Source organism: Pseudomonas sp. EZ-C24, from assembly GCF_014525325.1.
Lineage (GTDB): Bacteria > Pseudomonadota > Gammaproteobacteria > Pseudomonadales > Pseudomonadaceae > Aquipseudomonas > Aquipseudomonas shirazensis.
Genome location: NZ_JACDIU010000002.1, coordinates 32,363 through 54,912 on the forward strand (window position 1 = coordinate 32,363; position 22,550 = coordinate 54,912).

A 22,550-nucleotide genomic window follows, 5' to 3' on the forward strand; every position below is an offset into this window, starting at 1 on the left:
GACGTCGCTCCGGAAAAAAGAGCGGGATTATAGCCTGTTGCCAGGCCCGTCGGTGCGGTGGATGACGAAGCGCTGCGGGAGCTGCAAGGGTGGCTGACACCTGGGGTAGCAATCTTGGGTCGTGCTGCAATGATGCAGTGGTTGGTGCGTTGGGGGGCGCCGGGGTTAGAATCGGCTGACCTTATCGAGTATGTACGTATGTCCCAGGAACTCACCGCCGAACAGATCCAGCACGCCTTGCAGGGCATCACCATTCCGCCGCAGCCGCAGATCATGGTCGACCTGCAGTTCGAGCAGTACATGCCCGACCCCGATCTGGAAACCATCGCCAAGCTGATCGCGCAGGATCCGGGGCTGTCGGGGGCCTTGCTCAAACTGGTCAATTCGCCGCATTTTGGCCTGAGCAACAAGATTGGCTCGATCCAGCGTGCGGTCAACCTGCTCGGCAGCCGCTCGATCATCAACCTGATCAACGCGCAGTCGATCAAGGGCGAGATGAGCGATGAGACCATCGTTACCCTCAACCGCTTCTGGGACACCGCCCAGGACGTTGCGATGACCTGCCTGACCCTGGCCAAGCGGGTCGGCATTCAGGCAGCGGACGAAGCCTATACGCTGGGCCTGTTCCACGATTGCGGCGTGCCGTTGATGCTCAAGCGCTTCCCCAACTATATGGAAGTGCTCGAAGAGAGCTACGCGAAAGCCGATGAGCAGACCCGCGTGGTCGATACCGAGAATCGCGCGTTCAACACCAATCACTCGGTGGTGGGTTACTTCACCGCCAAGTCCTGGCGCCTGCCCGAGCACATCAGCGCGGCCATCGCCAACCACCACAACGCCCTGGCGGTGTTCCGCGACGAAACCTCGCGCAATACCCAGAACCAGCTGAAGAACCTCTTGGCAGTGCTGAAGATGGCCGAGCACATCTGCTCGTCGTATCAGGTGCTGGGCAATCAGTCGGTCGATCATGAGTGGAACGCGATCAGCGCGCTGGTGCTCGATTACATCGGCCTGTCCGACTACGACTTCGAGAACCTCAAACAGACCATTCGCGAATTGGGCGGGCGCTGACCGATGCCTGAATTGCCAGAAGTCGAAACCACCCGCCGGGGCATTGCGCCGTATCTTGAGGGCCAGCGCGTCAGTCGCGTGGTGGTGCGCGAGCGGCGTCTGCGCTGGCCGATCCCGGATGACCTCGATGTGCGGTTGTCCGGGCAGCGTATCGTCAGCGTCGAGCGGCGGGCCAAATACCTGTTGATCAACGCCGAGGTCGGCACGCTGATCAGCCATCTGGGCATGTCGGGCAATCTCAGGCTGGTCGAACTGGGTTTGCCGGCGTCCCGCCATGAACACGTCGATATCGAACTCGAGTCCGGGCTGGCGCTGCGCTACACCGACCCGCGCCGCTTTGGTGCGATGCTCTGGTCGCTTGATCCGCTCAAGCATGAACTGCTGCTGCGGCTGGGGCCGGAGCCACTGACCGAGCTGTTTGACGGCGACCGCCTGTTCAAGCTGTCACGTGGGCGGGTGATGGCGGTCAAGCCGTTCATCATGGACAACGCGATCGTGGTCGGAGTGGGTAACATCTACGCCACCGAAGCGCTGTTCGCCGCTGGCATCGATCCGCGCCGTGAGGCGGGCGGTATTTCCCGTGGGCGTTATCTGAAGCTGGCGCTGGAGATCAAACGGGTGCTGGCAGCGGCCATCGAGCGTGGCGGCACCACCTTGCGCGACTTTGTTGGCGGCGATGGCCAGCCGGGCTATTTCCAGCAGGAGCTGTTTGTCTATGGTCGCGGCGGCATGCCCTGCAAGGTATGTGGCACTGACCTGCGCGAACTCAAGCTGGGCCAGCGGGCCAGTGTGTATTGCCCGCGCTGCCAGCGCTGACGCCGCTCAGGGCAGCACCAGTGCCTGGCCAACCCCGCGCGGGTCGCTGGCAGCCTCAACGCTGCCAGCCTGCTTGTTCCAGTACAGCACCTGCTGGTTGCCATAGCTGCGACCAAGATCCTTGAGGCGATAGCCGCGCGCTTCCAGCTGGGCTTGCTCGGCAGCACTGAACGCCCCCGGCTCGTGCTCGACTACATCCGGCAGGTATTGATGGTGATAGCGCGCAGTTGCCGGCCAATCCTGCACCGGTTGGCCCTGTAGAAAGCCCATCATCGACAACAGCACCATGCTCGGAATGCGGCTGCCGCCCGGCGTGCCAAAGCTGGCGAACTGGGTCGGGCTCTCGATAAAGCTTGGGCTCATGCTCGACAGCGGCCGCTTGCCCGCCGCCACGGCGTTGGCCTGGCTGCCGGCCAGGCCGTAGCTGTTGCTGCCACCTGGGTCGGCGGCAAAGTCGTCCATTTCGTTGTTCAGCACGACGCCGGTACCGGCTACGGTGAACGCCGCACCAAACGGCAGGTTGACCGAAAGCGTCGCAGCGAGGGCATTGCCCTCGGCATCGATCACTGCAAAATGCGTGGTGTGATCGCCTTCGCGCCAGGCCGGCGCGGGCGGCAGGGCACTGCTTGGGGTGGCTTGATAGACGTCGATACCGTCGGCCAGACCGGTCAGGTAACTGCGTGCCAGGAGCTTGTTGATTGGGTTGCTGACGTAATCGGGATCACCCAGCAGGCCGCGGTCGCGGTAGGCACGGCGCAATACTTCGAGTACATAGTGGCTGCGCTGGACCGGCTCGGCGCTCTGCCACGGCAGGCGTTGGAGCATCGCCAGGGTTTGCGCCAGAGCAACACCGCCGGCCGAGGGCGGTGGGCTGCTGATCAGCTCGCGCTGGTCGGCCAGCTTGAAGCGCAAAGGCTCGCGCCAGACGCTGCGATAGCTGGCCAGGTCGTCGAGGCTCCAGATACCGCCCGCCTGGCGTACACCGGCCACCAGCCGCTGCGCCAACTGGCCGCGATAGAAACCATCGCGGCCGTGCGCGGCAAGCTGTTGCAGGGTAGCTGCCAGTTCGGGCTGGCGGATCAGTGTGCCCAGTGCCGGCACCTGATTGTCACGCAGGAACAGCCGCGCGCTCTGCGCATCCTCACGCAACGCTGCAAGACGCATCTGCGCCCGGTCGCGATAGACCCGGTCAACGGCAAAACCTTCATTGGCGAGGCGAATGGCCGGCGCCAGGCTGTCCTTGAGCGGCAGTTTGCCATGGGTGTTGGCCAGATCAGCCAGGGCTTGCGGCAGGCCAGGGATGGCAGCGGCCAATGGACCGTTGATCGACAGGCTCGGGCTGAGCTTGCCATCTTTCAGGTACATGTCAGCGGTTGCTGCGCCGGGCGCACGCTCGCGGGCATCGAGAAAACGGTAGCGTGGCGTCTCGCCGGCTTCACGCAGCAGGAAGAAGCCACCACCGCCCAGCCCGGAACCGTAAGGCTCGACCACGGCCAGCGCAGCGCTGACGGCAATCGCGGCATCGAAGGCATTGCCGCCCTGTTCGAGAATCAAGCGGGCGGCAGCGGTCGCGTCGGCGTGTGGACTAGCAATCGCAGCGCGGCCAGGCACCTGGGCCTGGGCGGCCGTCGCCAGCAGTGTGACAACCGCACCAAGCGCCGCCCGGCGCAAACCGCGCAGGCTGATCACTAGGCTTTGCCGGTAATCCGCTGATATTTGGCCATCAGCTCGTCGGTGGTTTCCGGGTGCGCTTCATCCAGCGGGATGCAGTCGACCGGGCAGACCTGCTGGCACTGCGGCTCGTCATAATGGCCAACGCACTGGGTGCACAGGTTCGGATCGATCACGTAGATCTCTTCACCTTGGGAGATGGCAGCGTTCGGGCACTCGGGTTCGCAGACGTCGCAGTTGATGCAATCGTCGGTGATGATCAGGGACATGGGGGCTCCGGCCGGGGCTCTGGGCCCGGGCATGTTTCAGACCTAATGGCCGCAATTGTGCCGCAATCGCGCCCGCAGTGCACGCGGGCGCGACGTTCAGGCGCTGCAGATCACTTCTTGAAGCGTTCGGTGAGGGCCTCGGCCACTGCTGGATGAACGAACTTGGTGATGTCTCCGCCCAGCGCGGCGATCTCCCTGACCAGGGTCGAGGAGATGAACGAGTAACGTTCCGAAGGCGTCAGGAACAGGCTTTCGACGTCGGGCGCCAGTTGCCGGTTCATGTTCGCCAGCTGGAACTCGTACTCGAAGTCCGACACCGCACGCAGGCCGCGCAGGAACACATTGGCGTTCTGCTCCTTGGCGAAATGCGCCAGCAGGCTGGAGAAGCCGATGACCTCGACATTGGGCAAGTGGCTGGTGACTTCACGCGCCAGAGCGACCCGTTGTTCCAGCGGGAACAGTGGGTTTTTCTTGGGGCTGGCCGCCACGGCGATGATCACATGATCGAACAGACGCGAAGCGCGCTCGACCAGGTCGCCATGGCCCTTGGTAATCGGGTCGAAAGTACCCGGGTACAACACTCGGTTCATCGCGTCATCCTGGCTGGAGTGCGTTGGGGAGTCGGATGGTAGCGCAGCGACTGCGCCCGGCCAAGTCGCACGGCCTGACCAAGGCACTATAGACAGTCCGGGCAGGGCTTGTCATGCGCGCGCGAGTCAGCGAATGAACAGCTTGTAGACCAGTCGTTGCAGTGCTTTGCCGTAAGGCGGATAGATCAGCCGGGCCAGGTTGAGCCGCTGCTTGCTCAGTACTGCCCTGGCGTTGCTGAAGGTCAGGAAGCCGTCGTGACCGTGATAGCGGCCCATGCCCGAAGGCCCGACGCCGCCAAAGGGCAGGTCATCCTGGGCAACATGCAGCAGGGTGTCGTTGATGCACACCCCGCCCGAGTGGCTGTGCTGCAGTAGCAACCGCTGCTGCGCGCGGTCCTGGCCGAAGTAATACAAAGCCAAAGGCCGCGGCCGCTGATTGATGTAGGCGAGCGCATCGTCGAGCTTGTCATACGGCACCAGCGGCAGCAGTGGGCCGAAGATTTCGTCCTGCATGATCTGCATGTCATCGCTCACATCCAGCAGCAGATGCGGCGGCAGGCGGCGACCTTCGCGGCTTTCATGCGGATACAGGTCAAGCACCTGAGCACCTTTGTCGCTGGCATCCGCGAGCAAGTGCACGAGCCGCTGCAGTTGCTGCGGGTTGATGATCGCGCTGTAGTCGCGGTTGCCGGCGATGCTCGGGTACAGGCGGCGCACGGCCTGTCGGTAGGCGTCGGCAAACGCGCCGACACGATCACGCGGTACCAGTACATAGTCGGGCGCGACGCAGGTCTGGCCGGCATTGAGCAGTTTGCCAAAGGCGATGCGCTCGGCGGCACCGGCCAGGGCCGCGTCGGACGAAACTATGACCGGCGACTTGCCGCCCAGCTCCAGCGTTACCGGAGTCAGGTTGTTGGCCGCCGCCAGCATCACCCGCCGGCCGATGCTGGTGGCACCGGTGAACAACAGGTGGTCGAACGGCAGGCGGGCAAATGCCTGGCCGACCTCGACCTCCCCCAGCACCACGCTGACCAAGTCCTCGGGAAACACCCGCGCCAGCAGCGCTTGCAGGGCGATTCCGCTGGCCGGGGTGGCCTCACTGAGTTTGAGCATGACCCGGTTGCCCGCCGCCAGCGCTCCGGTCAACGGGCCAATGGCCAGAAACAGCGGGTAGTTCCACGGCACGATAATGCCGATCACACCCAAAGGCTGGTACTCCACCCGCGCGCTGGCCGGTTGAAAGGCCAGACCGACCTTGCGTCGCGAGGGCCGCATCCAGCGCTGCAGTTGGCGCTCGGCATCGCGCAGGCCTTGCACCGTGGGCAGCAGCTCGGCCAGCAGGGTTTCATCAGCGCTACGCCCGGCAAAGTCGGCATCGATCGCCTCGATCAAGCGCTGTTGGTCTGCCAGCAGCGCTTCACGCAGGCTTTTCAGCCATTGCCGGCGCTGCGCGGCAGGTGGCGACGGGTTGGCGGCGAACGCCTGTCGCTGCAGGGCGAACGTCGCTTGCAGGTCGAGGTCGGAATGCACAGGAGGCGCGCTCAGGGTTGAAGACATCACAGGCTCCGCGAGGCCGGACAGGTGCTAGAGCTTGTACTCTAATTCGATCAGGATTTCGACCCGTCAGCAGCCTGCAATCGTGCAACCGTGGCTGGATTGACCGTAAGATGCGGTATCGAACTGCCCGTAACCTGGAGCTGAGCATGGCCCCACGCATCAATACCCGTGAGCGCATCGTGCAAAACAGCCTGGAGCTGTTCAACCAGCAGGGCGAGCGCAGCGTCAGCACCAACCACATCGCAGCGCACATGGAAATGTCGCCCGGCAACCTGTACTACCACTTCCCCAACAAGCAGGCGATCATCGCCGTGCTGTTCAGTCAGTACGAAGAGCTGGTCGACAGCTTTCTGCGCCCGCCCCAGGGCCGCGCGGCGACCGTCGAAGACAAACGCTTCTATCTCAAGGCACTGCTCGCGGCGATGTGGAATTACCGCTTTCTGCATCGCGACCTGGAGCACCTGCTTGAGAGCGATCTGGAGCTGGCGGCCCGCTATCGGCGCTTTTCCCAGCGCTGCCTGGTGCAGGGCCAGGCGATCTACCGCGGCTTTGTCGATGCAGGCATCCTCGCCATGGCGCCGGCGCAGATCGAGTCGCTGACCATCAATGCCTGGATCGTGCTGACTTCGTGGGTGCGCTTTCTCAGCACCACCCGCGAACATTCGGCGCATCTGGGTGAAGAAGCTTTCAAGCGCGGCGTCTATCAAGTGCTGGTGCTGGAGCTGGGCTTCGTTACGGCCGATGCGCGCGCTGCCGTCGACGCCTTGTGCGATGAATTTCACATACCTCTCAACCAGGCCCTGGCGCACTGACGCCTTGCTGCCATTCGATCAGGAGATTGCCATGCCCCTCGCGCAGTTGATCACCCCACAGCAGTTGGCCGAGCGTCTGGACTCGCCTCGGCTGGTGATTCTGGACTGTCGTTTTGCTCTGGAGGACGTCGATTACGGCCAGCGCAGCTATGCCGAAGGGCATATCGCCGGCGCGCACTTTGCCGATCTTGAGCGCGACCTGAGTGGCAAGGTGGTCAGGGGGCACACCGGCCGGCATCCGTTGCCGGACCCGCAAAGGCTGATCGAGCGGCTGCGCGAGTGGGGAGTGGACAACGACAGCGAGGTGGTGCTGTATGACGACGGCCCTGGCGCCTTCGCCGCACGCGCCTGGTGGCTGCTGGTGTGGCTGGGCAAGCGCGACGGTGTGGCGATACTCAATGGCGGGCTCAAGGCCTGGCATGCCGCGCAACTGCCGCTGAGCCTGGATTCGCCACCCAAGCGCGAGGGCGGCTTCAGCGGTGAGGCCGATACGCAGCTATTGATCGATGCCGAGCAGTTGCTGGCCGAGCTGGACAAACCTGAGCTGACCTTGCTCGACGCCCGCGGCTTGCCGCGTTTTCGTGGTGAGGTGGAGCCGATCGATGCGGTGGCGGGGCACATTCCCGGAGCCAGATGCGCGGCATTCACCGACAACCTAGGCGCCGATGGCCGTTTTCTGCCGGTCGAACAGCTCAAGCAGCGCTTTGCCGAGCAGTTGGCCGGGCGCGCGCCAGAGCAGCTGATTGCCTACTGCGGCTCGGGGGTGACGGCGTGTCACAACCTGTTTGCCCTGGCGCTGGCCGGCTATCCGTTGGGCCGCTTGTATGCAGGTTCCTGGAGTGAGTGGATCAACGACCCGCAGCGCGGCGTGGCCACTGGCGACTGAGGCCGTCAGCGCTTAACCGCGCTCGGCCAGCCACTGCGGAATGCGCCGCTCAAGGTAATACCCCGGCTTGCGCAGGCTGCCTTCGACAAAGCCTACATGCCCGCCGCGGGCATGCAGTTCGAATTCGGTCTGCGCCGGCAGCTCTTCAGGCGTCGGCAGGCTACGGGTGAACACGAACGGGTCGTCGCTGGCGTGAATGATCAGGGTCGGTGTGCGGTTCTCGCCCAGGTAATAGCGGCTGGATGCTCGCCGATAGTAATCGTGCGCATCGGCAAAGCCGTGCAGCGGCGCGGTGACCTTGTCGTCGAAATCCCAGAACGTGCGCATTTTGCCCAGCGCGCCTAACTGCTCGATCTGCTCCAGCCCCTGCTGCTGGCCGGTGGCGCGAAAGTACTGCTGCTTGTGTTGCACGTAGGCCAGCATCTCGCGCATGAAGTGCGCTTGATAGATTTTCGAAAAACCCAGCCCGATGCGGTCGGCGCATTGATCCAGGCGAAACGGCACCGATACCGCGACCGCTGCCTGCAACTGACTGGCGGCGCCGCTTTCACCCAGGTACTTGAGTAGCACGTTGCCGCCCAGTGAGTAACCGACCGCATACAACGGCGCCAGCGGCCGCTGCGCACGCAGGTGCTGGATGATTTCGGCAAGGTCTTCGCTGGCGCCGGAGTGATAGCTGCGCGCAAGCAGATTCGGCTCACCCGAACAGCCACGCCAGTTGACCGCAACACTGGCCCAGCCGAGCGCCTGCAAGGCATGCTGCAAACCCTTGACGTAGGGCGAGCTGGACGAGCCGGTGAGGCCATGCAGGACCACCACTAACGGCGTGTCGAGCTGATGCGGCCCGTACCAGTCGAGGTCGATGAAGTCGCCATCGGTCAGCCAGAGCCGCTCGCGACTGCGGGCCAGCTCGGGCAATCTGCGCCAGAGCGGGCCCCACAAGGTTTGCAGGTGAGGGTTGGTCAGGCCGGTGGCCGGGCGGAACTGGGCAGTGTGGCTGGGCATGCTGGGGCGGCTCGTGATGTGCCTGCCTAGAGTGCCATGAAACGGCGCCGCTGTACCTGTGCTATCGGGCGCTGTGTGGCAGCGGCGGCAAGGGCTGCTGCGGTTGGTCCGAGCCCAGGCTGACGGTCACCATGCGACTCAGGTCGAGGTGCTCCTGCAGTGCGTGGCGTGCGCTGCGTGCGCTGACTGCGCTCAACTGCGCCTGGTAGGTGACCAGATGATCGGCGGGCAGGCCCTGATGGCTGCCTTTGCTCAACAGCTCCACCAGCCCGCTGTTGGTTGCCACCGAGCGTACCAACTGGCCAGACAGCTGCCGACGGCTTAGCTCCAGTTCGGCGTTGGTGGGCCCCTCATTTACCAGCGCTTCGAGCATGCCCGCGACCAGTTCGCGGCTCGCCTCGCGGTATTGCGCGGCGCAGTCCCAGCCGATGGCGAGCACGCCGCCGGCCTTGAGCGGGGATGGCCGGCAACTGATGTGATAAGTCAATCCGCGGCGTTGCCGCAGCTCCTGCATCAGGCGTGAGTCGAATCCTGAGCCGAGGACATCGGCTGCCAGAACCAGCGCCGGATAGTCTGCCTGCGACGGCCGCCCGCTCATGGGTACCGCAAGCAGGAGGGTGTTGTTTGCAGCAGGCGTTGGCACATGTGCGCTGGCGGCGCTGGTGGGCGGAACCGGCGGCAGCTCGGCAGCGGCCCAGCCTTGCGGCAGAGCCTCGGCGAGCTGCTCGACCAGCGCCTCGGCTTGCGCCCGCGACAGATCGCCGACGATCGACACCTGCAGGTTGTTGGCCGAGTAAGCGCGCTGATGGAAATCACGCAAATCCTGGGCGGTCAGGGCCTGAATGCCCTGCTCAGTGCTACCCAATGGGGCGGCATACGGGTGCCCGGCATACAAGCGGCTGAACAGTTCACTCTGGGCGCGGGTTGGCGCAGCGTTGTAGCGAGAGCTCTGGAATGCCCGTAGTTGCTGCTTGACCTTGACCAGTTGCTGTTCGTCGAAGGCGGGCCGTGCAAGCATCTCGGTAAACAGCGCCATGGCCTGCGCCAACACCACTTCGCTGCTCAGACAGCGCAGCGACAACGAGGCATGCTCCAAGCGGATCTGCGTGCTGAGGATCGCGCCCAATCGCTCTGTCTGTTCGGCAAACTGCTCGGCGTTCAAGCGCTCGGTGCCTTCATCGAGCATATACATCGTCAAGGCTGCCAGCCCGCTGTGTTCGGCATCCACGCTGGTGCCGGCATTGAACAGAACGATCAGGTCAATCATCGGCAATTGGCGCGCCTCGACGAACCGTACCTGGGTGCCATGGCTGGTCTGCCAGGCCTGTACCTCAGTGCGAACCTGTTCGAACTGGCTCAGGTCGATGCCTTCGGCTGAGGACAGGTTGGCGGTAACGGCGGTGGGTGCAATGCTTGTCGAATCAGTCATGGGTTTGCTCCTGGGGCATCATGTAGGTAATGCTCAGTCGATCCCGGGTCAGGTAGCTGAGGGCTGCGTGGCGCACAGCGTCTGCGCTGACCTGCTCGATGGCGTGCTGCTCACGGTCGAGAAACGCAGGGTCGACGCCGATTGCGGCATATCGCCCAATGGCGTCGGCCTGCTGGCTGATCATGTCTCGGCCGAACACCAGATTGGCCAGCAAGCGTGCCTTGGCGCGCTCAAGCTCCGCTTCGCTGGGCGCTGTCTGGGCCAGCACCTGCAGCTCGTCCAACACCACTTCGCCGGCTTGCTGCGGGGTGCCTTGCTGGGGGTTGCTGAACATGAAAAACGACATCAGGCTGTCGCCACGCATCAGGTGCCGGTACTCGGCGCGCATCGCCTGGATCAACTGCCTGCGATTGACAAGTTGCCGATACAGCCGCGAGCTGACGCCATTCATCATCAGTTCCGGGATCAGGCGTAGTGCGCAGCTCTCATGCTCATCGACTGCGGTTGCCTGGCTGGGAACGTTGAAGTTCATGATCAAACCCTCGCGCATCTGTGCCAAGGCCACGGTTTGGCTGCGCGATTGCAACGCAGTCGGCCCTGTTGGGCGCCTATTGAATGGCACTTGAGCGCGGGCCACAGCGGCAAAATGGCGCTCGACATACCGGCGCAGGCGCGCCAGATCGATATCGCCCACGACCACCAGTGTCGCGTTGGCGGGCTGATACCAGTTCTGGTACCAACGGCGCGCGGCTTGAGCGGTGAGGCTTTCAACATCGGCCTGATGGCCGATGATCGGGGTCGCATACGGGCTGCTGCCGTGGGCCAGGAGCCTGTCCCGCTCCAGGGCGATGGTCAGTGGGCTCTGGTCGGTCTGCAGGCGTCGCTCTGCCAGCACGACCTGCACCTCGCGCTCGAAGGTCGACTGCTCGAAGCGCGCAGTGCCCATGGCATCGGCCATTGCTTCCAGTACGATCTCCAGGCGGCTGACAGGCAGCGTTACCGGGAAGCACGTAGCATCTTCGGAGGTGAAGGCGTTGGGGTCGCCGCCCAGCAGGGTAAGCAGTTTGGAGTACTGCCCCGATGCCAGTTTGCTGCTGCCTTCGAACATCAGGTGTTCGAGCAGATGCGACAGGCCGGATTGGCCGGCCGGCTCATAGCTTGAGCCGACGTGGTACCACAGTTGCGCACTGACCAGCGGGGCGCGGTGGTCCTGGCGCAGATAGACCTGCAGGCCGTTGTCGAGTTTGAAGCTTTGCAGCGGCGGCTGCGTGAGCACCGTCTGGCTGGCTGACAAAGGGGTTGCGGACGAGGTCATGATTGGAGCGCTCCTGTTCGACGTTAGAACGAAGCAGCTTCAATCAAGCGGGTGACCCACCTGCGTTAATTAATTACGCAGGTGGGCTGCGGGCGTCAGCCGCGTTGCCACAGTGCGTAATGCACCTGGCCGGTCTTCTTCTCACGGTGCAGGCGCCAACTGGCAGGCATCTGCAGCGAAGACGGCGCTACTTCGCTTTCGGTGTAGATCCAGGCCCGCTCGCGCAGCCACTGGCGTTCTTCGAGCAGGCTGCAGGTGTTGGCCAGCAGGTCCTGATTGAACGGCGGATCGAGAAAAACCACGTCGAACTGCTTTTTCGCTTCGCCATCCAGATAACGCAGGGCGTCGGTCTGGAGGATCTGCCCGCGGGCGCAGCGCAGCAGCTCGAGGTTGTCCTTGAGGTTGCTGACCGCGGCGCCGTTGTTGTCCAGCGCCACGGCATTTTCGGCGCCGCGCGACAGGGCTTCGAGCACCAGCGCACCGCTGCCAGTGAAGGCGTCGAGCACCTGCGCGCCTTCGATGTAGGGCGCGAGCCAGTTGAACACGGTTTCGCGCACGCGATCAGGGGTAGGCCGCAGGCCCGGGCCGTCCGGCACCGGCAGGCGGCGGCTGCGCCACTCGCCAGCGATGATGCGCAGGTGACCCTGGCCTTGGCTCACGCCGGGCTTGGCGCGAGCGGGGGTGGATGGCTTGGCCATTAATGCTCCGGTACGCCAAGCGGCTGCTCGGCGGGTTTGTCAGTAGGCGGCGGCAGCGGTTGCTGCGCGACTTTCGGGCCGACCGTGACGATCACCAGTTTGTCCGCTGCCAGGTGCTTGTTCATGGCGGCCTTGACCTGCTCGACGGTGAGGCTCTGCGACTGCTGCATGAAGTCTTCGAGCCAGGTCAGAGGCAGGTTGTAGAAGCCGATTGCGCCCAGCTGGCCAACGATGCTGGCGTTGCTGGCATTGGACAACGGGAAGCTGCCGGCCAGTTCGCGCTTGGCATCGTCCAGCTCTTGCTGGGTCGGGCCGCTCTTGAGGTAGTCGGCAAGGATATCCTGAACCAGCTTGAGTGTCCCTTCGCTGAGTTCGGCGCGGGTCTGCAGGTTGATCATGAACGGGCCGCGGACCTGCATCGGGCTGAACACAGAGTACACGCCGTAGGTCAGGCCGCGCTTCTCGCGCACCTCGCTCATCAGCCGCGTGCCAAAGGCACCGCCACCAAGGATCTGGTTACCCAGCGACAGTGCTGGCCAGTCCTTGTCCTGGCGGTCGATACCCAGCTCGGCAAGCATCAGGTGGGTCTGCTTGGACGGGAAGTCGATGTGGGTCAGGCCCGCTTTCGGTTCGCTCGGCTCGGCCGGTTTGGCCAGCGCTGGGCCTTGCGGCAGCGCGGCGGAAACCTGCGCAGCAATCGCTTCGGCATCACTGCGGCTGAGGTCGCCAACCAGCGCGATCACGGCATTTTTCGAGGTATAGGCCTTGGCGTGGAACGCGCGCAGTTGCTCCAGAGTGATCGCCGGGATGCTCTGCGCAGTGCCGTCACTCGGCTGGGCATATGGGTGATCGCCATACAAGTTGGCGAACAGCGCCTTGCCGCCGATCTTGGCCGGGTTCTGCTTCTCGTACTCAAAACCGGCCAGCAGCTGGTTCTGGATGCGTTTGAGCGCGTCGGCGGGGAAGGTCGGCTTGCCGACCACTTCGGCAAACAGCTTCAGGGCCGGCTCGCGCTTGTCGCTGGCGCTGAGGCTGCGCAGGGTCGCTACCGCCATGTCGCGGTAGGAACCATTGCCAAAGTCGGCGCCCAGGCCTTCGAAGCCTTCAGCGATTGCAGTGACGTCCTTGCCGGCAACGCCTTCGTTGAGCATGGCGTTGGTCAGCGTGGCCAAGCCAGCGACGTTACCGTCCTGGCTGCTGCCGGCGGCAAAGGTCACGCGCAGGTCGAACATCGGCAGTTCGCGGGCTTCAACGAACAGTACGCGGGCGCCTTCGGCGGTGTTCCAGCTCTGGATGTTCAGTTCACGCCGGCTCGGCGCCTTGCCGTCCAGTTCGGCCAGCGACTGCAGGGTATTGGCTGGTCTTGCGGCACTGCTGGCAGGCTTGGCATCGGTAGTGGTTGCGGTAGCGGCATCGGACTGCGCCGGGCGGGTCAGCATAATGGTGCCGGCGACTGCCAGGGCAACCGCGCCGAGACCGATCAGGGCGTAGCGTGGAAGGCGGCGATCACTCATGAGCGGACTCCTCGGGCAGTACATGGGCAACGCTCAGGCGTTCGCGGGTGAAATAGGTGCGGGCGGCGTCCTGGATGTCCTGCGGGGTCACTTGCTTGAGCTCGTCCAGTTCGCTGTCGATCAGCTTCCAGGACAGGCCGACGGTTTCCAGCTGGCCGATGGTGGTGGCCTGGCTGCTGATCGAGTCACGGTCATACACCAGCCCGGCGATGACCTGGGCGCGTACACGCTCGAGCTCTTCGGCGGTTGGCGGAGTGGTCTTGAGTTCGTCGAGCAGCTGCCAGATGCCTTTTTCGACATCAGCCAGGGTCTTGTGCTTTTGCACATTCGGCGTGGCCGAGATCAGGAACAGGCTGTCGCCGCGAGTAAACGCGTCGTAACCGGACGACGCGCCGGCGACCAGCTCCTGGCCGCGCTCCAGGCGTGCTGGCATGCGCGCGCTGTAGCCGCCGTCGAGCAGCGCCGAGATCAGCCGCAGGGCATGCACGGTGCGTGGCTCCTTGGCGGTGGCCAGGCCTGGCACGTTGAAGCCGTAGATCAGGCTCGGCAACTGCGTACGCACGTGCAGGGTCAACTGGCGCAGGCCGGGCTCGGCCAGCTCCAGCGGCAGCTTGGACGGCGGCACGGCGCGTTTCGGGATGGCGCCGAAGTACTTCTGCGCAAGGCCTTTGACTTCATCGACGGTAACGTCGCCGACCACCACCAGGGTGGCGTTGTTCGGCGCGTACCAGGACTCGTACCAGTGGCGCAGCTCCTCGACTTTCATCCGCTCCAGGTCCGCCATCCAGCCGATGGTTGGCGTGTGGTAGCCGCTGGCGGGGTAGGCCATGGCGCTGAACAGCTCGAATGCCTTGGCGTTGGGCTGATCGTCGGTGCGCAGGCGCCGTTCTTCCTTGATCACTTCGATTTCACGGCTGAATTCGTCGGCCGGCAGGCGCAGGCTGGCCAGGCGGTCGGCTTCGAGCTCGAACGCGACCGGCAGGCGATCGCGCGCCAGCACTTGGTAATAAGCGGTGTAGTCGTCGCTGGTAAAGGCGTTTTCTTCAGCGCCGAGGTCGCGCAGGATCCGCGAAGCTTCGCCCGGGCCGAGTTTGGCGCTGCCTTTGAACATCATGTGCTCGAGCGCATGGGACAACCCAGTCTGGCCCGGGGTCTCGTAGCTGGAGCCGACCTTGTACCAGATCTGCGAGACCACCACGGGGGCGCGGTGGTCCTCGCGCACGACCACTTTGAGGCCGTTGTCGAGGATGAATTCGTGGGTCGGTTGCGGATCGGCGGCAAGTGCTGCCAGGGGCAGGCAGAGCGTGCTGAGCAGCAGGCCAGCAGCGCGGCGGGCTAGAGCATTCATACGATGATTAACCTGTACGGCGGCCCGCTTCGGTTTAGCGTCAGCAGGCCAGGAGGTGCTAGGATACTGATCCGGTTGCCTGGCGACCATGCCTGTCGCCGTTCTGGCCCGCAGGACCCTACGACAAAACGTTGCGCATGAACCAGCCGGATTCAAGATAGTCTGTTCTGCGTGATAGAGAATTCCAGATGCGCCACTAATGGCTCATCGCGACTTGAGATAGCCGTCCTCCATGTTTGGTTCCAACGACGACAAGAAAGCGCCGGCCGAGGCTGGTGAGAAAAAAGGCCTGTTCGGCTGGTTCCGCAAGAAACCACAGCAAGCTGTCGCCGAACAGCCGCAAACCCCTGAAACCCAGGTTGCAGAGCCTGTTGCACCCGTCGAGCAGGCTGCTCCGGTTGCGCCGGCGGCGCTGGCCGAGCCTGAGCCTGTGCTGCTTGAAGCGGCGCCGGTGATTGCGCCGCAGCCGGTTGTCGAGGCTGCGCCTGAACCTGAACGTGAGCCGCTTGCGCCAGCGGCCGTGGCTGAAACTGCACCGCCGGTCAGCAATCTGGTGCTGCCGGTGGCCGAGGAGCCGGTTGCGCTGGTGCCGGACCTTGAGCCAGTTGCGCCACCGGTCATTCCTGTGCGGCCGCTGGTCGAGCCGGTTGCGGTTGAAATGGTTGCCGAGCCTGAATTGGTTGCTCAGGCTCCTGTACTCGAGCCAACGCCAGAACCAGAGCCACAAGCTCCGGTAGTTGCTGTCGCGCCAGTCGTCGAACCTGAGCCGGCTGTTGTCGCCGCCGCCGTTCTGCCTGCCGTCGTCGAGCCGGCCGCAGCCCCTGCCGTTGCCAGCGAACCTGCCAAGGCCGGGTTCTTCGCCCGCCTCAAGCAAGGCCTGTCCAAGACCAGCGCCAGCATCGGCGAAGGCATGGCCAGCCTGTTCCTGGGCAAGAAAATCATCGACGATGATCTGCTCGAAGAAATCGAAACCCGCTTGCTGACCGCCGACGTCGGCGTCGAAGCCACGTCGGTGATCGTGCAGAACCTGACGCAGAAGGTTGCGCGCAAGCAGCTGGCCGACGCCGACGCGCTGTACAAGTCGCTGCAGGACGAGCTGACCGCGCTGCTGCGCCCGGTCGAGCAGCCCTTGCACATCGACACCCAGCACAAACCCTACGTGATCCTCGTGGTTGGCGTGAACGGCGCTGGCAAAACCACCACTATCGGCAAGCTGGCCAAGAAGCTCCAGCTCGATGGCAAGAAGGTCATGCTGGCTGCCGGCGACACCTTCCGCGCCGCTGCGGTCGAGCAGTTGCAGGTCTGGGGTGAGCGTAACCAGATCCCGGTCATCGCCCAGCACACCGGCGCCGACTCGGCTTCGGTGATCTTCGATGCCGTACAGGCCGCCAAGGCTCGTGGCGCCGATGTGCTGATCGCCGACACTGCTGGCCGCCTGCACACCAAAGACAACCTGATGGAAGAGCTGAAGAAGGTCCGTCGGGTGATCGCCAAGCTGGATGCCGACGCACCCCACGAAGTGCTGCTGGTGCTGGATGCAGGCACCGGCCAGAACGCCATCAGCCAGGCCAAGTACTTCCACCAGAGCGTCGAGCTGACCGGCCTGGCCCTGACCAAGCTGGACGGCACCGCCAAAGGCGGGGTGATCTTCGCCCTGGCCAAGCAGTTCAAACTGCCGATCCGCTTTATCGGTGTGGGTGAAGGCATCGATGACCTGCGCACCTTCGAGGCCGAGCCGTTCGTCAAAGCCCTGTTCAATGAGCGGGAGCCTTCATGATTCGATTCGAACAGGTCGCCAAGCGCTACCCCAACGGCCACGTCGGCCTGCATGAGCTGAGTTTCCGCGCCCGTCGCGGCGAGTTCCTGTTCGTTACCGGCCACTCCGGCGCCGGCAAGAGCACCTTGCTGCGTCTGTTGCTGGCCATGGAGCGCCCGACCAGCGGCAAGCTGCTGCTGGCGGGGCAAGACCTCGGCCAGATCAGCAACGCGCAGATCCCGTTTCTGCGCCGGCAGATCGGCGTGGTGTTCCAGAATCACCAGCTGCTGTTCGACCGCACCGTGTTCAACAACATCGCCTTGCCGTTGCAGATTCTCGGGCTGTCCAAGCCGGAAATCGCCAAGCGCGTTGATTCGGCGCTGGAGCGCGTGGCACTGAGCGACAAGGGCGATTTGTTCCCGGCGGACCTGTCCACCGGCCAGCAACAACGCGTCGGTATTGCCCGTGCCATCGTTCACCAGCCGGCTTTGCTGCTGGCTGACGAACCTACTGGCAACCTCGACCCGCGCCTGGCGGCCGAGATCATGGGCGTGTTCGAGGACATCAATCGCCTCGGCACCACCGTTCTGATTGCCAGTCACGACCTGGCACTGATCGCCCGCATGCGCCACCGCATGCTGACCCTGCAACGCGGCCGACTGATCGGCGATGGCGAGGCTGGCCAATGAGTACTACCCGCACCCCCAAGGTTTCCGAGCGTGTTGCGCCCAAGCCCGCTGATCCGCAACCAAGCAAGAAACGCGGCGGCAGCGACGACGACGGCCCGGACTTCCGCACCCTGTTCCACGCCTGGCTGGAAAGCCACCGCGCCAGCCTGCTCGACAGCCTGCGCCGGTTGGCCAAGCAGCCGATCGGCAGCTTCTTCACCTGCCTGGTGATGGCCGTGGCCCTGAGCATGCCCATGGGCCTGTCGCTGTTGCTGAAGAACGTCGAGCAACTGGGCGGCTCCTGGCAGCGCGCTGCGCAGATTTCGCTGTACCTCAAGCTCGATGCGGGCAGCAGGGAAGGCGAAGCGCTGCGAGATGAAATCAAAGGCATGCCTGGCGTAGCAGATGCCCAGTTCGTCAGCCGCGAAGAGGCTCTGGAAGAGTTCCAGCAGCAGTCGGGCCTCGGCCAGGCGCTGCGCGAGTTGCCGGACAACCCCTTGCCCGGGGTGGTCGTAGTGACCCCGACCGAAGTCGACAAGCCGGCCCTGGAAGCCTTGCGCCAGCGCCTGGCTGAGCTTCCACGGGTGGATGTGGCGCAGCTGGACCTGGTCTGGGTCGAGCGGTTGGCGGCGATCCTCAAGCTGGGCGATCGTTTCGTCTTTGGCCTGGCCGTGATGCTGGTTTCAGCTTTGTTGTTAGTAATCGGTAACACAATTCGTCTACATATCGAGAACCGCCGCGTCGAGATCGAAGTGATCAAGCTGGTCGGTGGTACCGACAGCTACGTACGCCGGCCGTTTCTGTATATGGGCGCGCTGTATGGGCTGGGCGCCGGGCTGCTGGCCTGGGCGATTCTGGCGTTTGGCCTGAACTGGCTCAACGACGCGGTAATCGGCTTGTCCGGGCTGTATGGCAGTGACTTTGCGCTGGCCGGTGTGCCGGCTGCCGACGGTCTGTCGCTCTTGATTGGTGCGGTGTTGTTAGGGTATATCGGTGCATGGATTGCGGTGGCTCGCCACTTGAATGAGCTGGCCCCACGATAATGTTTTTGCGCCATCATTGACGTAAACGGGAACTTGCACGACAGTTTCCGGTCATTTATGGCAGTGCTCACAAGGCACGAATCCAGTGAGTCGGAGGTTCTTGAATGACCACTTCGTTGCAACCTGCCTATGCGTTGGTCCCCGGTGCAAACCTGGAAGCCTACGTACATACGGTGAACAGCATTCCCCTGCTGACGCCCGAGCAGGAGCGTGAACTGGGCGAACGTCTTTTTTACGAGCAGGATGTTGAGGCTGCTCGGCAAATGGTTATGGCCCACCTGCGCTTCGTCGTGCACATCGCACGCAGCTATGCAGGGTATGGGCTGGCGCAAGCTGACCTGATCCAGGAAGGTAACGTCGGCCTGATGAAGGCTGTCAAACGCTTCAACCCGGAAATGGGCGTACGTCTGGTGTCCTTCGCGGTGCACTGGATCAAGGCCGAGATCCATGAGTTCATCCTGCGCAACTGGCGCATCGTCAAGGTCGCGACCACCAAGGCCCAGCGCAAGCTGTTCTTCAACCTGCGCAGCCAGAAGAAGCGTCTGGCCTGGCTGAACAACGATGAAGTGCATCGTGTCGCCGAAAGCCTGGGCGTCGAGCCGCGTGAAGTGCGCGAGATGGAAAGCCGCCTGAGCGGCCATGACATGGCCTTCGATCCTGCTGCTGAAGCGGACGACGACAGCGCGTTCCAATCGCCGGCGCATTACCTTGAAGATCACCGCTACGATCCGGCGATGCAGCTCGAGGACGCTGACTGGAGCGATAACTCCACCAGCAATCTGCACCAGGCCCTGAGCGGGCTGGATGATCGCAGCCGCGACATTCTCTATCAGCGCTGGCTGGCTGAAGAGAAGGCCACATTGCATGAGCTGGCCGAGAAGTACAGCGTATCGGCTGAGCGTATTCGCCAGCTCGAGAAGAATGCGATGAACAAGGTCAAGGCACTGATCGCAGCCTGATCGTCGCAGCAATGAAAAAACCGCCTGGCCCTGATGGGGCAGGCGGTTTTTTTGTCGCTGCTGAACGCCAGCGGCTAATTCACTGGCTGCGGCCTGCCTCAAGCTGCTGCAGGTAGTCGGCGCCACCCAGCTGGCTCATCTGCCGGCGAATCCAGCCTGCGCGGCTGGCAACATAGGTGCTCGGCCGGCCGGCATTCCACTTCAGCGGGCTGGGCAGCACTGCAGCCAGTTGCGCGGCCTGCTGGCGCGTCAGACGGCTGGCATCGACGCCAAAGTGGTAACGCGCTGCGGCCTGGGCGCCAAATACCCCAGGGCCCCATTCGACGCTGTTCAGGTACACCTCAAGGATCCGCTCCTTGGACCAGAACAGCTCGATCACCGCCGTGAACCAGGCTTCCAGGCCTTTGCGAAACCAGCTGCGGCCCGACCACAGGAACAGGTTCTTGGCTACCTGCTGGGTCAAGGTGCTCGCTCCGCGAATATTGCCGCCGCGCTCGTTATGGGCAAACGCTGCCTGAATCGCCGGGATGTCAAAACCCCAGTGGCTGGCAAATTTCTGGTCTTCACCGGCAATCACCGCAACCTTGAGGTCATCGGATATGCCCTGCCACGGCTGCCAGTCACGCTGCAGGTCGATCGGCTCGCCACTGAACCACGACTGCACCTTGCGCTCGACCATCAGCGCGGTGCCCGGTGGCGGCACCCAGCGCAGGACCAGAACCAGCACGATACTGCCGGCGGCAAACCAGAGCAGGGCGCGTACGCAGCGACGGATCAGGGATGACAGCATGGCGATGGCTTGGCCGGACCGATGGAACCGGCCATTATACAGACCCCTCTCGAGGAGTCCTCCCCATGCTTCGAAGCTTCCTCATGCTGGCCGCGTTTTTTGCCTTCACCGGTGTCGCCCTCGGTGCGTTTGCCGCGCACGGCCTGAAAAACCGCCTGACTGCCGACTACCTGGCGATCTTTCATACCGGTGTGACCTATCAGCTGGTGCATGCCCTGGCGCTGTTTGGCGTTGCCCTGCTGGCTGCGCATCTGCCAGGGCGGCTGGTCGGCTGGGCCGGTTGTCTGTTCGCCGTGGGCATCGTGCTGTTCTCCGGTAGCCTTTACCTGCTGACCCTGACCGGCGTGAGCAAGCTGGGCATGATCACCCCCATCGGCGGCCTGTGCTTCCTTGCCGGCTGGCTGTGCCTGGGCTTGGCGGCGTGGCGGCTGGGCTGACCGGCTGGTCCACAATCGCGACTAATGGCGGCTGTCGCCCTTGGGTTCAGAGGTTGATCGGGGCTAGAATGCGGGCCCCAAAGAACAACGGTGGCCGTGTGCATGCGCATTCAATTGAACGGTGAACCCTACGAAGTGCCTGCCGGTGAGAGCGTTGCCGGCTTGCTCGCGCGGCTGGAGCTGACTGGGCGCCGGGTGGCTGTCGAGCTCAATCTCGATATCGTGCCGCGCAGCCAGCACGACAGCACGCTGCTAAACGAAGGTGATCAGCTCGAAGTGGTGCACGCCATCGGCGGCGGCTAGTCGCCTGACGTTCACCTGCAAGTCCCGCAACCTTTCCAGAGGAACAACGATGAGCAATGTTCGTAGCGACAAGCCCTTCATCCTGGCCGGGCGCACGTTCCAGTCGCGCCTGCTGGTTGGCACCGGCAAGTACCGTGACATGGAAGAAACCCGCCTGGCCATCGAAGCCTCGGGTGCCGAGATCGTCACAGTCGCCGTGCGCCGCACCAACCTGGGCCAGATCCCGGGCGAGCCGAACCTGCTCGACGTGCTGCCACCCGACCGCTACACCATCCTGCCCAACACCGCTGGCTGCTACGACGCAATCGAAGCCGTGCGTACCTGCCGCCTGGCCCGTGAGCTGCTCGATGGCCACAACCTGGTCAAGCTGGAAGTGCTCGCCGACCAGAAGACCCTGTTCCCCAATGTGATCGAAACCCTCAAGGCCGCCGAAGTGCTGGTCAAGGAAGGTTTCGACGTGATGGTCTACACCAGTGATGACCCAATCATCGCGCGTCAGCTGGCAGAGATCGGCTGCATCGCGGTGATGCCGCTGGCGGGCCTGATCGGTACCGGCCTGGGCATTTGCAACCCGTACAACCTGCAGATCATCCTTGAAGAATCCAAGGTGCCGGTGCTGGTCGATGCCGGCGTCGGTACCGCTTCCGATGCCACCATCGCCATGGAAATGGGCTGCGAGGCGGTGCTGATGAACTCGGCCATCGCCCACGCCCAGCAACCGGTGCTGATGGCCGAAGCCATGAAATACGCTATCAATGCGGGTCGTCTGGCTTATCTGGCCGGGCGTATGCCGAAAAAACTGTATGCCAGCGCCTCGTCGCCGCTGGATGGTCTGATCAAGTAAGAGTTTCTGATGACTGAATCGCAAGATACGCCGATCCCCGCTGACGGCGAAGAGCGCCCGCACCGCCGCATCAAGAGTTTCGTGATGCGCGCTGGGCGCATGACCGAAGGCCAGCAACGTGGTCTTGATCAGGGCGCGCCCCTGTTCGTGCTACCGCTGGCCGACAGCCCGGTCGATTACGACCAGGTATTCGGCCGCTCGGCGCCGCGCACCCTGGAAATCGGCTTCGGCATGGGGCACTCGCTGCTGGAGATGGCTGCTGCCGCACCAGAGCAGGACTTCATCGGCGTCGAAGTGCACCGCCCGGGTGTTGGCGCGCTGCTCAATGGCGTGCTGACCCAGGGGCTGCAGAATCTGCGGGTGTACGACTGCGATGCGATCGAAGTGCTCAACCGCTGTGTCGCGGATAACAGCCTTGATCGCTTGATGCTGTTCTTCCCGGACCCGTGGCACAAGGCTCGTCACCACAAGCGCCGCATCGTCCAACTGGAGTTCGCCGAACTGGTGCGCAGCAAGCTCAAGCCGGGTGGCGTTTTCCATATGGCCACCGACTGGGAACCGTATGCCGAGTACATGCTGGAAGTGATGAGCGCCGCGCCGGGCTATCGCAACCAGGCCGAGGATGGCACCTATGTACCGCGCCCCACAGAGCGGCCGATCACCAAGTTCGAACGCCGTGGCGAACGACTTGGGCATGGCGTCTGGGATTTGAAGTTCGAGAAGGTTGACTGATACCGGCGTCGGCTGAATTGGGGGCGCTGTGCGCCCC

The 22,550-nt window shown here is 63.6% G+C and carries 23 protein-coding genes; 12 read left to right on the plus strand and 11 right to left on the minus strand.

Features of this window, described 5'->3' with window-relative positions:
• The first annotated feature begins 252 nt into the window (after window positions 1-252).
• Window positions 253-1,071 (plus strand): HDOD domain-containing protein, encoded by an 819-nt coding sequence (locus tag IDM28_RS00350; RefSeq protein ID WP_178080808.1) that lies wholly within the window; start codon window positions 253-255, stop codon window positions 1,069-1,071.
• A gap of 3 nt (window positions 1,072-1,074) precedes the next feature.
• On the plus strand, window positions 1,075-1,887 hold the full coding sequence (gene mutM, locus IDM28_RS00355; protein WP_101315427.1) for a bifunctional DNA-formamidopyrimidine glycosylase/DNA-(apurinic or apyrimidinic site) lyase: 813 nt from the start codon (window positions 1,075-1,077) through the stop codon (window positions 1,885-1,887).
• 6 nt (window positions 1,888-1,893) lie between these two features.
• Here mutM and ggt read toward each other — a convergent pair whose 3' ends face one another.
• The 4 genes from ggt to IDM28_RS00375 form a co-directional block, all read right to left on the minus strand.
• Window positions 1,894-3,576, minus strand: a complete 1,683-nt coding sequence (ggt, locus tag IDM28_RS00360) for a gamma-glutamyltransferase (RefSeq protein WP_410524645.1) — start codon at window positions 3,574-3,576, stop codon at window positions 1,894-1,896.
• Window positions 3,576-3,827 (minus strand): YfhL family 4Fe-4S dicluster ferredoxin, encoded by a 252-nt coding sequence (locus IDM28_RS00365; protein WP_101315429.1) that lies wholly within the window; start codon window positions 3,825-3,827, stop codon window positions 3,576-3,578. The genes ggt and IDM28_RS00365 overlap by 1 nt, the downstream gene beginning before the upstream one ends.
• 110 nt (window positions 3,828-3,937) lie before the next feature.
• On the minus strand, window positions 3,938-4,417 hold the full coding sequence (gene coaD / locus IDM28_RS00370) for a pantetheine-phosphate adenylyltransferase (protein ID WP_101315431.1): 480 nt from the start codon (window positions 4,415-4,417) through the stop codon (window positions 3,938-3,940).
• 126 nt (window positions 4,418-4,543) lie between these two features.
• Entirely contained in the window at window positions 4,544-5,974 is a 1,431-nt protein-coding gene (locus IDM28_RS00375) for a coniferyl aldehyde dehydrogenase (protein ID WP_188035142.1), read from the minus strand.
• Window positions 5,975-6,120: 146 nt separating this feature from the next.
• Between IDM28_RS00375 and IDM28_RS00380 the strand changes: the two genes are divergently transcribed.
• Both IDM28_RS00380 and IDM28_RS00385 read left to right on the plus strand, forming a co-directional pair.
• Window positions 6,121-6,786: a TetR/AcrR family transcriptional regulator gene (locus tag IDM28_RS00380; RefSeq protein WP_101315435.1), complete on the plus strand. Its 666-nt coding sequence runs from the start codon at window positions 6,121-6,123 to the stop codon at window positions 6,784-6,786.
• A gap of 31 nt (window positions 6,787-6,817) precedes the next feature.
• Window positions 6,818-7,672: a sulfurtransferase gene (locus IDM28_RS00385; protein ID WP_188035143.1), complete on the plus strand. Its 855-nt coding sequence runs from the start codon at window positions 6,818-6,820 to the stop codon at window positions 7,670-7,672.
• Window positions 7,673-7,684: 12 nt separating this feature from the next.
• Here IDM28_RS00385 and IDM28_RS00390 read toward each other — a convergent pair whose 3' ends face one another.
• The 6 genes from IDM28_RS00390 to IDM28_RS00415 all read right to left on the minus strand — a co-directional run bounded on the left by IDM28_RS00390 (window position 7,685) and on the right by IDM28_RS00415 (window position 14,981).
• Entirely contained in the window at window positions 7,685-8,677 is a 993-nt protein-coding gene (locus IDM28_RS00390; protein ID WP_188035144.1) for a hydrolase, read from the minus strand.
• A gap of 61 nt (window positions 8,678-8,738) precedes the next feature.
• Window positions 8,739-10,106, minus strand: a complete 1,368-nt coding sequence (locus IDM28_RS00395) for a M16 family metallopeptidase (RefSeq protein ID WP_188035145.1) — start codon at window positions 10,104-10,106, stop codon at window positions 8,739-8,741.
• Complete coding sequence (locus tag IDM28_RS00400; protein ID WP_150573335.1) at window positions 10,099-11,421, minus strand: M16 family metallopeptidase; 1,323 nt, start codon at window positions 11,419-11,421, stop codon at window positions 10,099-10,101. The genes IDM28_RS00395 and IDM28_RS00400 overlap by 8 nt, the downstream gene beginning before the upstream one ends.
• 95 nt (window positions 11,422-11,516) lie before the next feature.
• Entirely contained in the window at window positions 11,517-12,119 is a 603-nt protein-coding gene (rsmD, locus tag IDM28_RS00405; RefSeq protein ID WP_101315445.1) for a 16S rRNA (guanine(966)-N(2))-methyltransferase RsmD, read from the minus strand.
• Complete coding sequence (locus IDM28_RS00410) at window positions 12,119-13,633, minus strand: M16 family metallopeptidase (RefSeq protein ID WP_150570386.1); 1,515 nt, start codon at window positions 13,631-13,633, stop codon at window positions 12,119-12,121. Before IDM28_RS00410 ends, rsmD begins: the two co-directional genes overlap by 1 nt.
• Window positions 13,626-14,981 carry a M16 family metallopeptidase gene (locus IDM28_RS00415; protein WP_101315449.1) on the minus strand — a complete coding sequence of 452 codons (1,356 nt, stop codon included), beginning with the start codon at window positions 14,979-14,981 and terminating at the stop codon, window positions 13,626-13,628. The genes IDM28_RS00410 and IDM28_RS00415 overlap by 8 nt, the downstream gene beginning before the upstream one ends.
• Window positions 14,982-15,213: 232 nt before the next feature.
• Here IDM28_RS00415 and ftsY point away from each other — a divergent pair, with 232 nt between their 5' ends.
• The 4 genes from ftsY (at window position 15,214) to rpoH (ending at window position 19,407) form a co-directional block, all read left to right on the plus strand.
• On the plus strand, window positions 15,214-16,758 hold the full coding sequence (gene ftsY / locus IDM28_RS00420) for a signal recognition particle-docking protein FtsY (RefSeq protein WP_188035146.1): 1,545 nt from the start codon (window positions 15,214-15,216) through the stop codon (window positions 16,756-16,758).
• Complete coding sequence (gene ftsE / locus IDM28_RS00425; protein WP_101315453.1) at window positions 16,755-17,426, plus strand: cell division ATP-binding protein FtsE; 672 nt, start codon at window positions 16,755-16,757, stop codon at window positions 17,424-17,426. The genes ftsY and ftsE overlap by 4 nt, the downstream gene beginning before the upstream one ends.
• Entirely contained in the window at window positions 17,423-18,448 is a 1,026-nt protein-coding gene (gene ftsX, locus IDM28_RS00430; protein WP_103435675.1) for a permease-like cell division protein FtsX, read from the plus strand. The genes ftsE and ftsX overlap by 4 nt, the downstream gene beginning before the upstream one ends.
• A 104-nt stretch (window positions 18,449-18,552) precedes the next feature.
• Entirely contained in the window at window positions 18,553-19,407 is an 855-nt protein-coding gene (gene rpoH, locus IDM28_RS00435) for an RNA polymerase sigma factor RpoH (protein WP_101315457.1), read from the plus strand.
• 79 nt (window positions 19,408-19,486) lie between these two features.
• Here rpoH and mtgA read toward each other — a convergent pair whose 3' ends face one another.
• Window positions 19,487-20,197: a monofunctional biosynthetic peptidoglycan transglycosylase gene (gene mtgA, locus IDM28_RS00440; protein ID WP_188035147.1), complete on the minus strand. Its 711-nt coding sequence runs from the start codon at window positions 20,195-20,197 to the stop codon at window positions 19,487-19,489.
• A gap of 65 nt (window positions 20,198-20,262) precedes the next feature.
• Between mtgA and IDM28_RS00445 the strand changes: the two genes are divergently transcribed.
• From IDM28_RS00445 to trmB, 4 genes are all read left to right on the plus strand, one after another.
• A complete protein-coding gene (locus IDM28_RS00445) occupies window positions 20,263-20,634 on the plus strand; it encodes a DUF423 domain-containing protein (protein ID WP_101315461.1) in 372 nt (123 codons plus the stop codon).
• 102 nt (window positions 20,635-20,736) lie between these two features.
• Entirely contained in the window at window positions 20,737-20,937 is a 201-nt protein-coding gene (gene thiS / locus IDM28_RS00450) for a sulfur carrier protein ThiS (RefSeq protein WP_101315463.1), read from the plus strand.
• Between the two features lie 49 nt (window positions 20,938-20,986).
• Entirely contained in the window at window positions 20,987-21,781 is a 795-nt protein-coding gene (locus IDM28_RS00455) for a thiazole synthase (RefSeq protein ID WP_101315465.1), read from the plus strand.
• 9 nt (window positions 21,782-21,790) lie between these two features.
• Entirely contained in the window at window positions 21,791-22,513 is a 723-nt protein-coding gene (trmB, locus tag IDM28_RS00460) for a tRNA (guanosine(46)-N7)-methyltransferase TrmB (RefSeq protein WP_101315467.1), read from the plus strand.
• Window positions 22,514-22,550 lie beyond the last annotated feature (37 nt).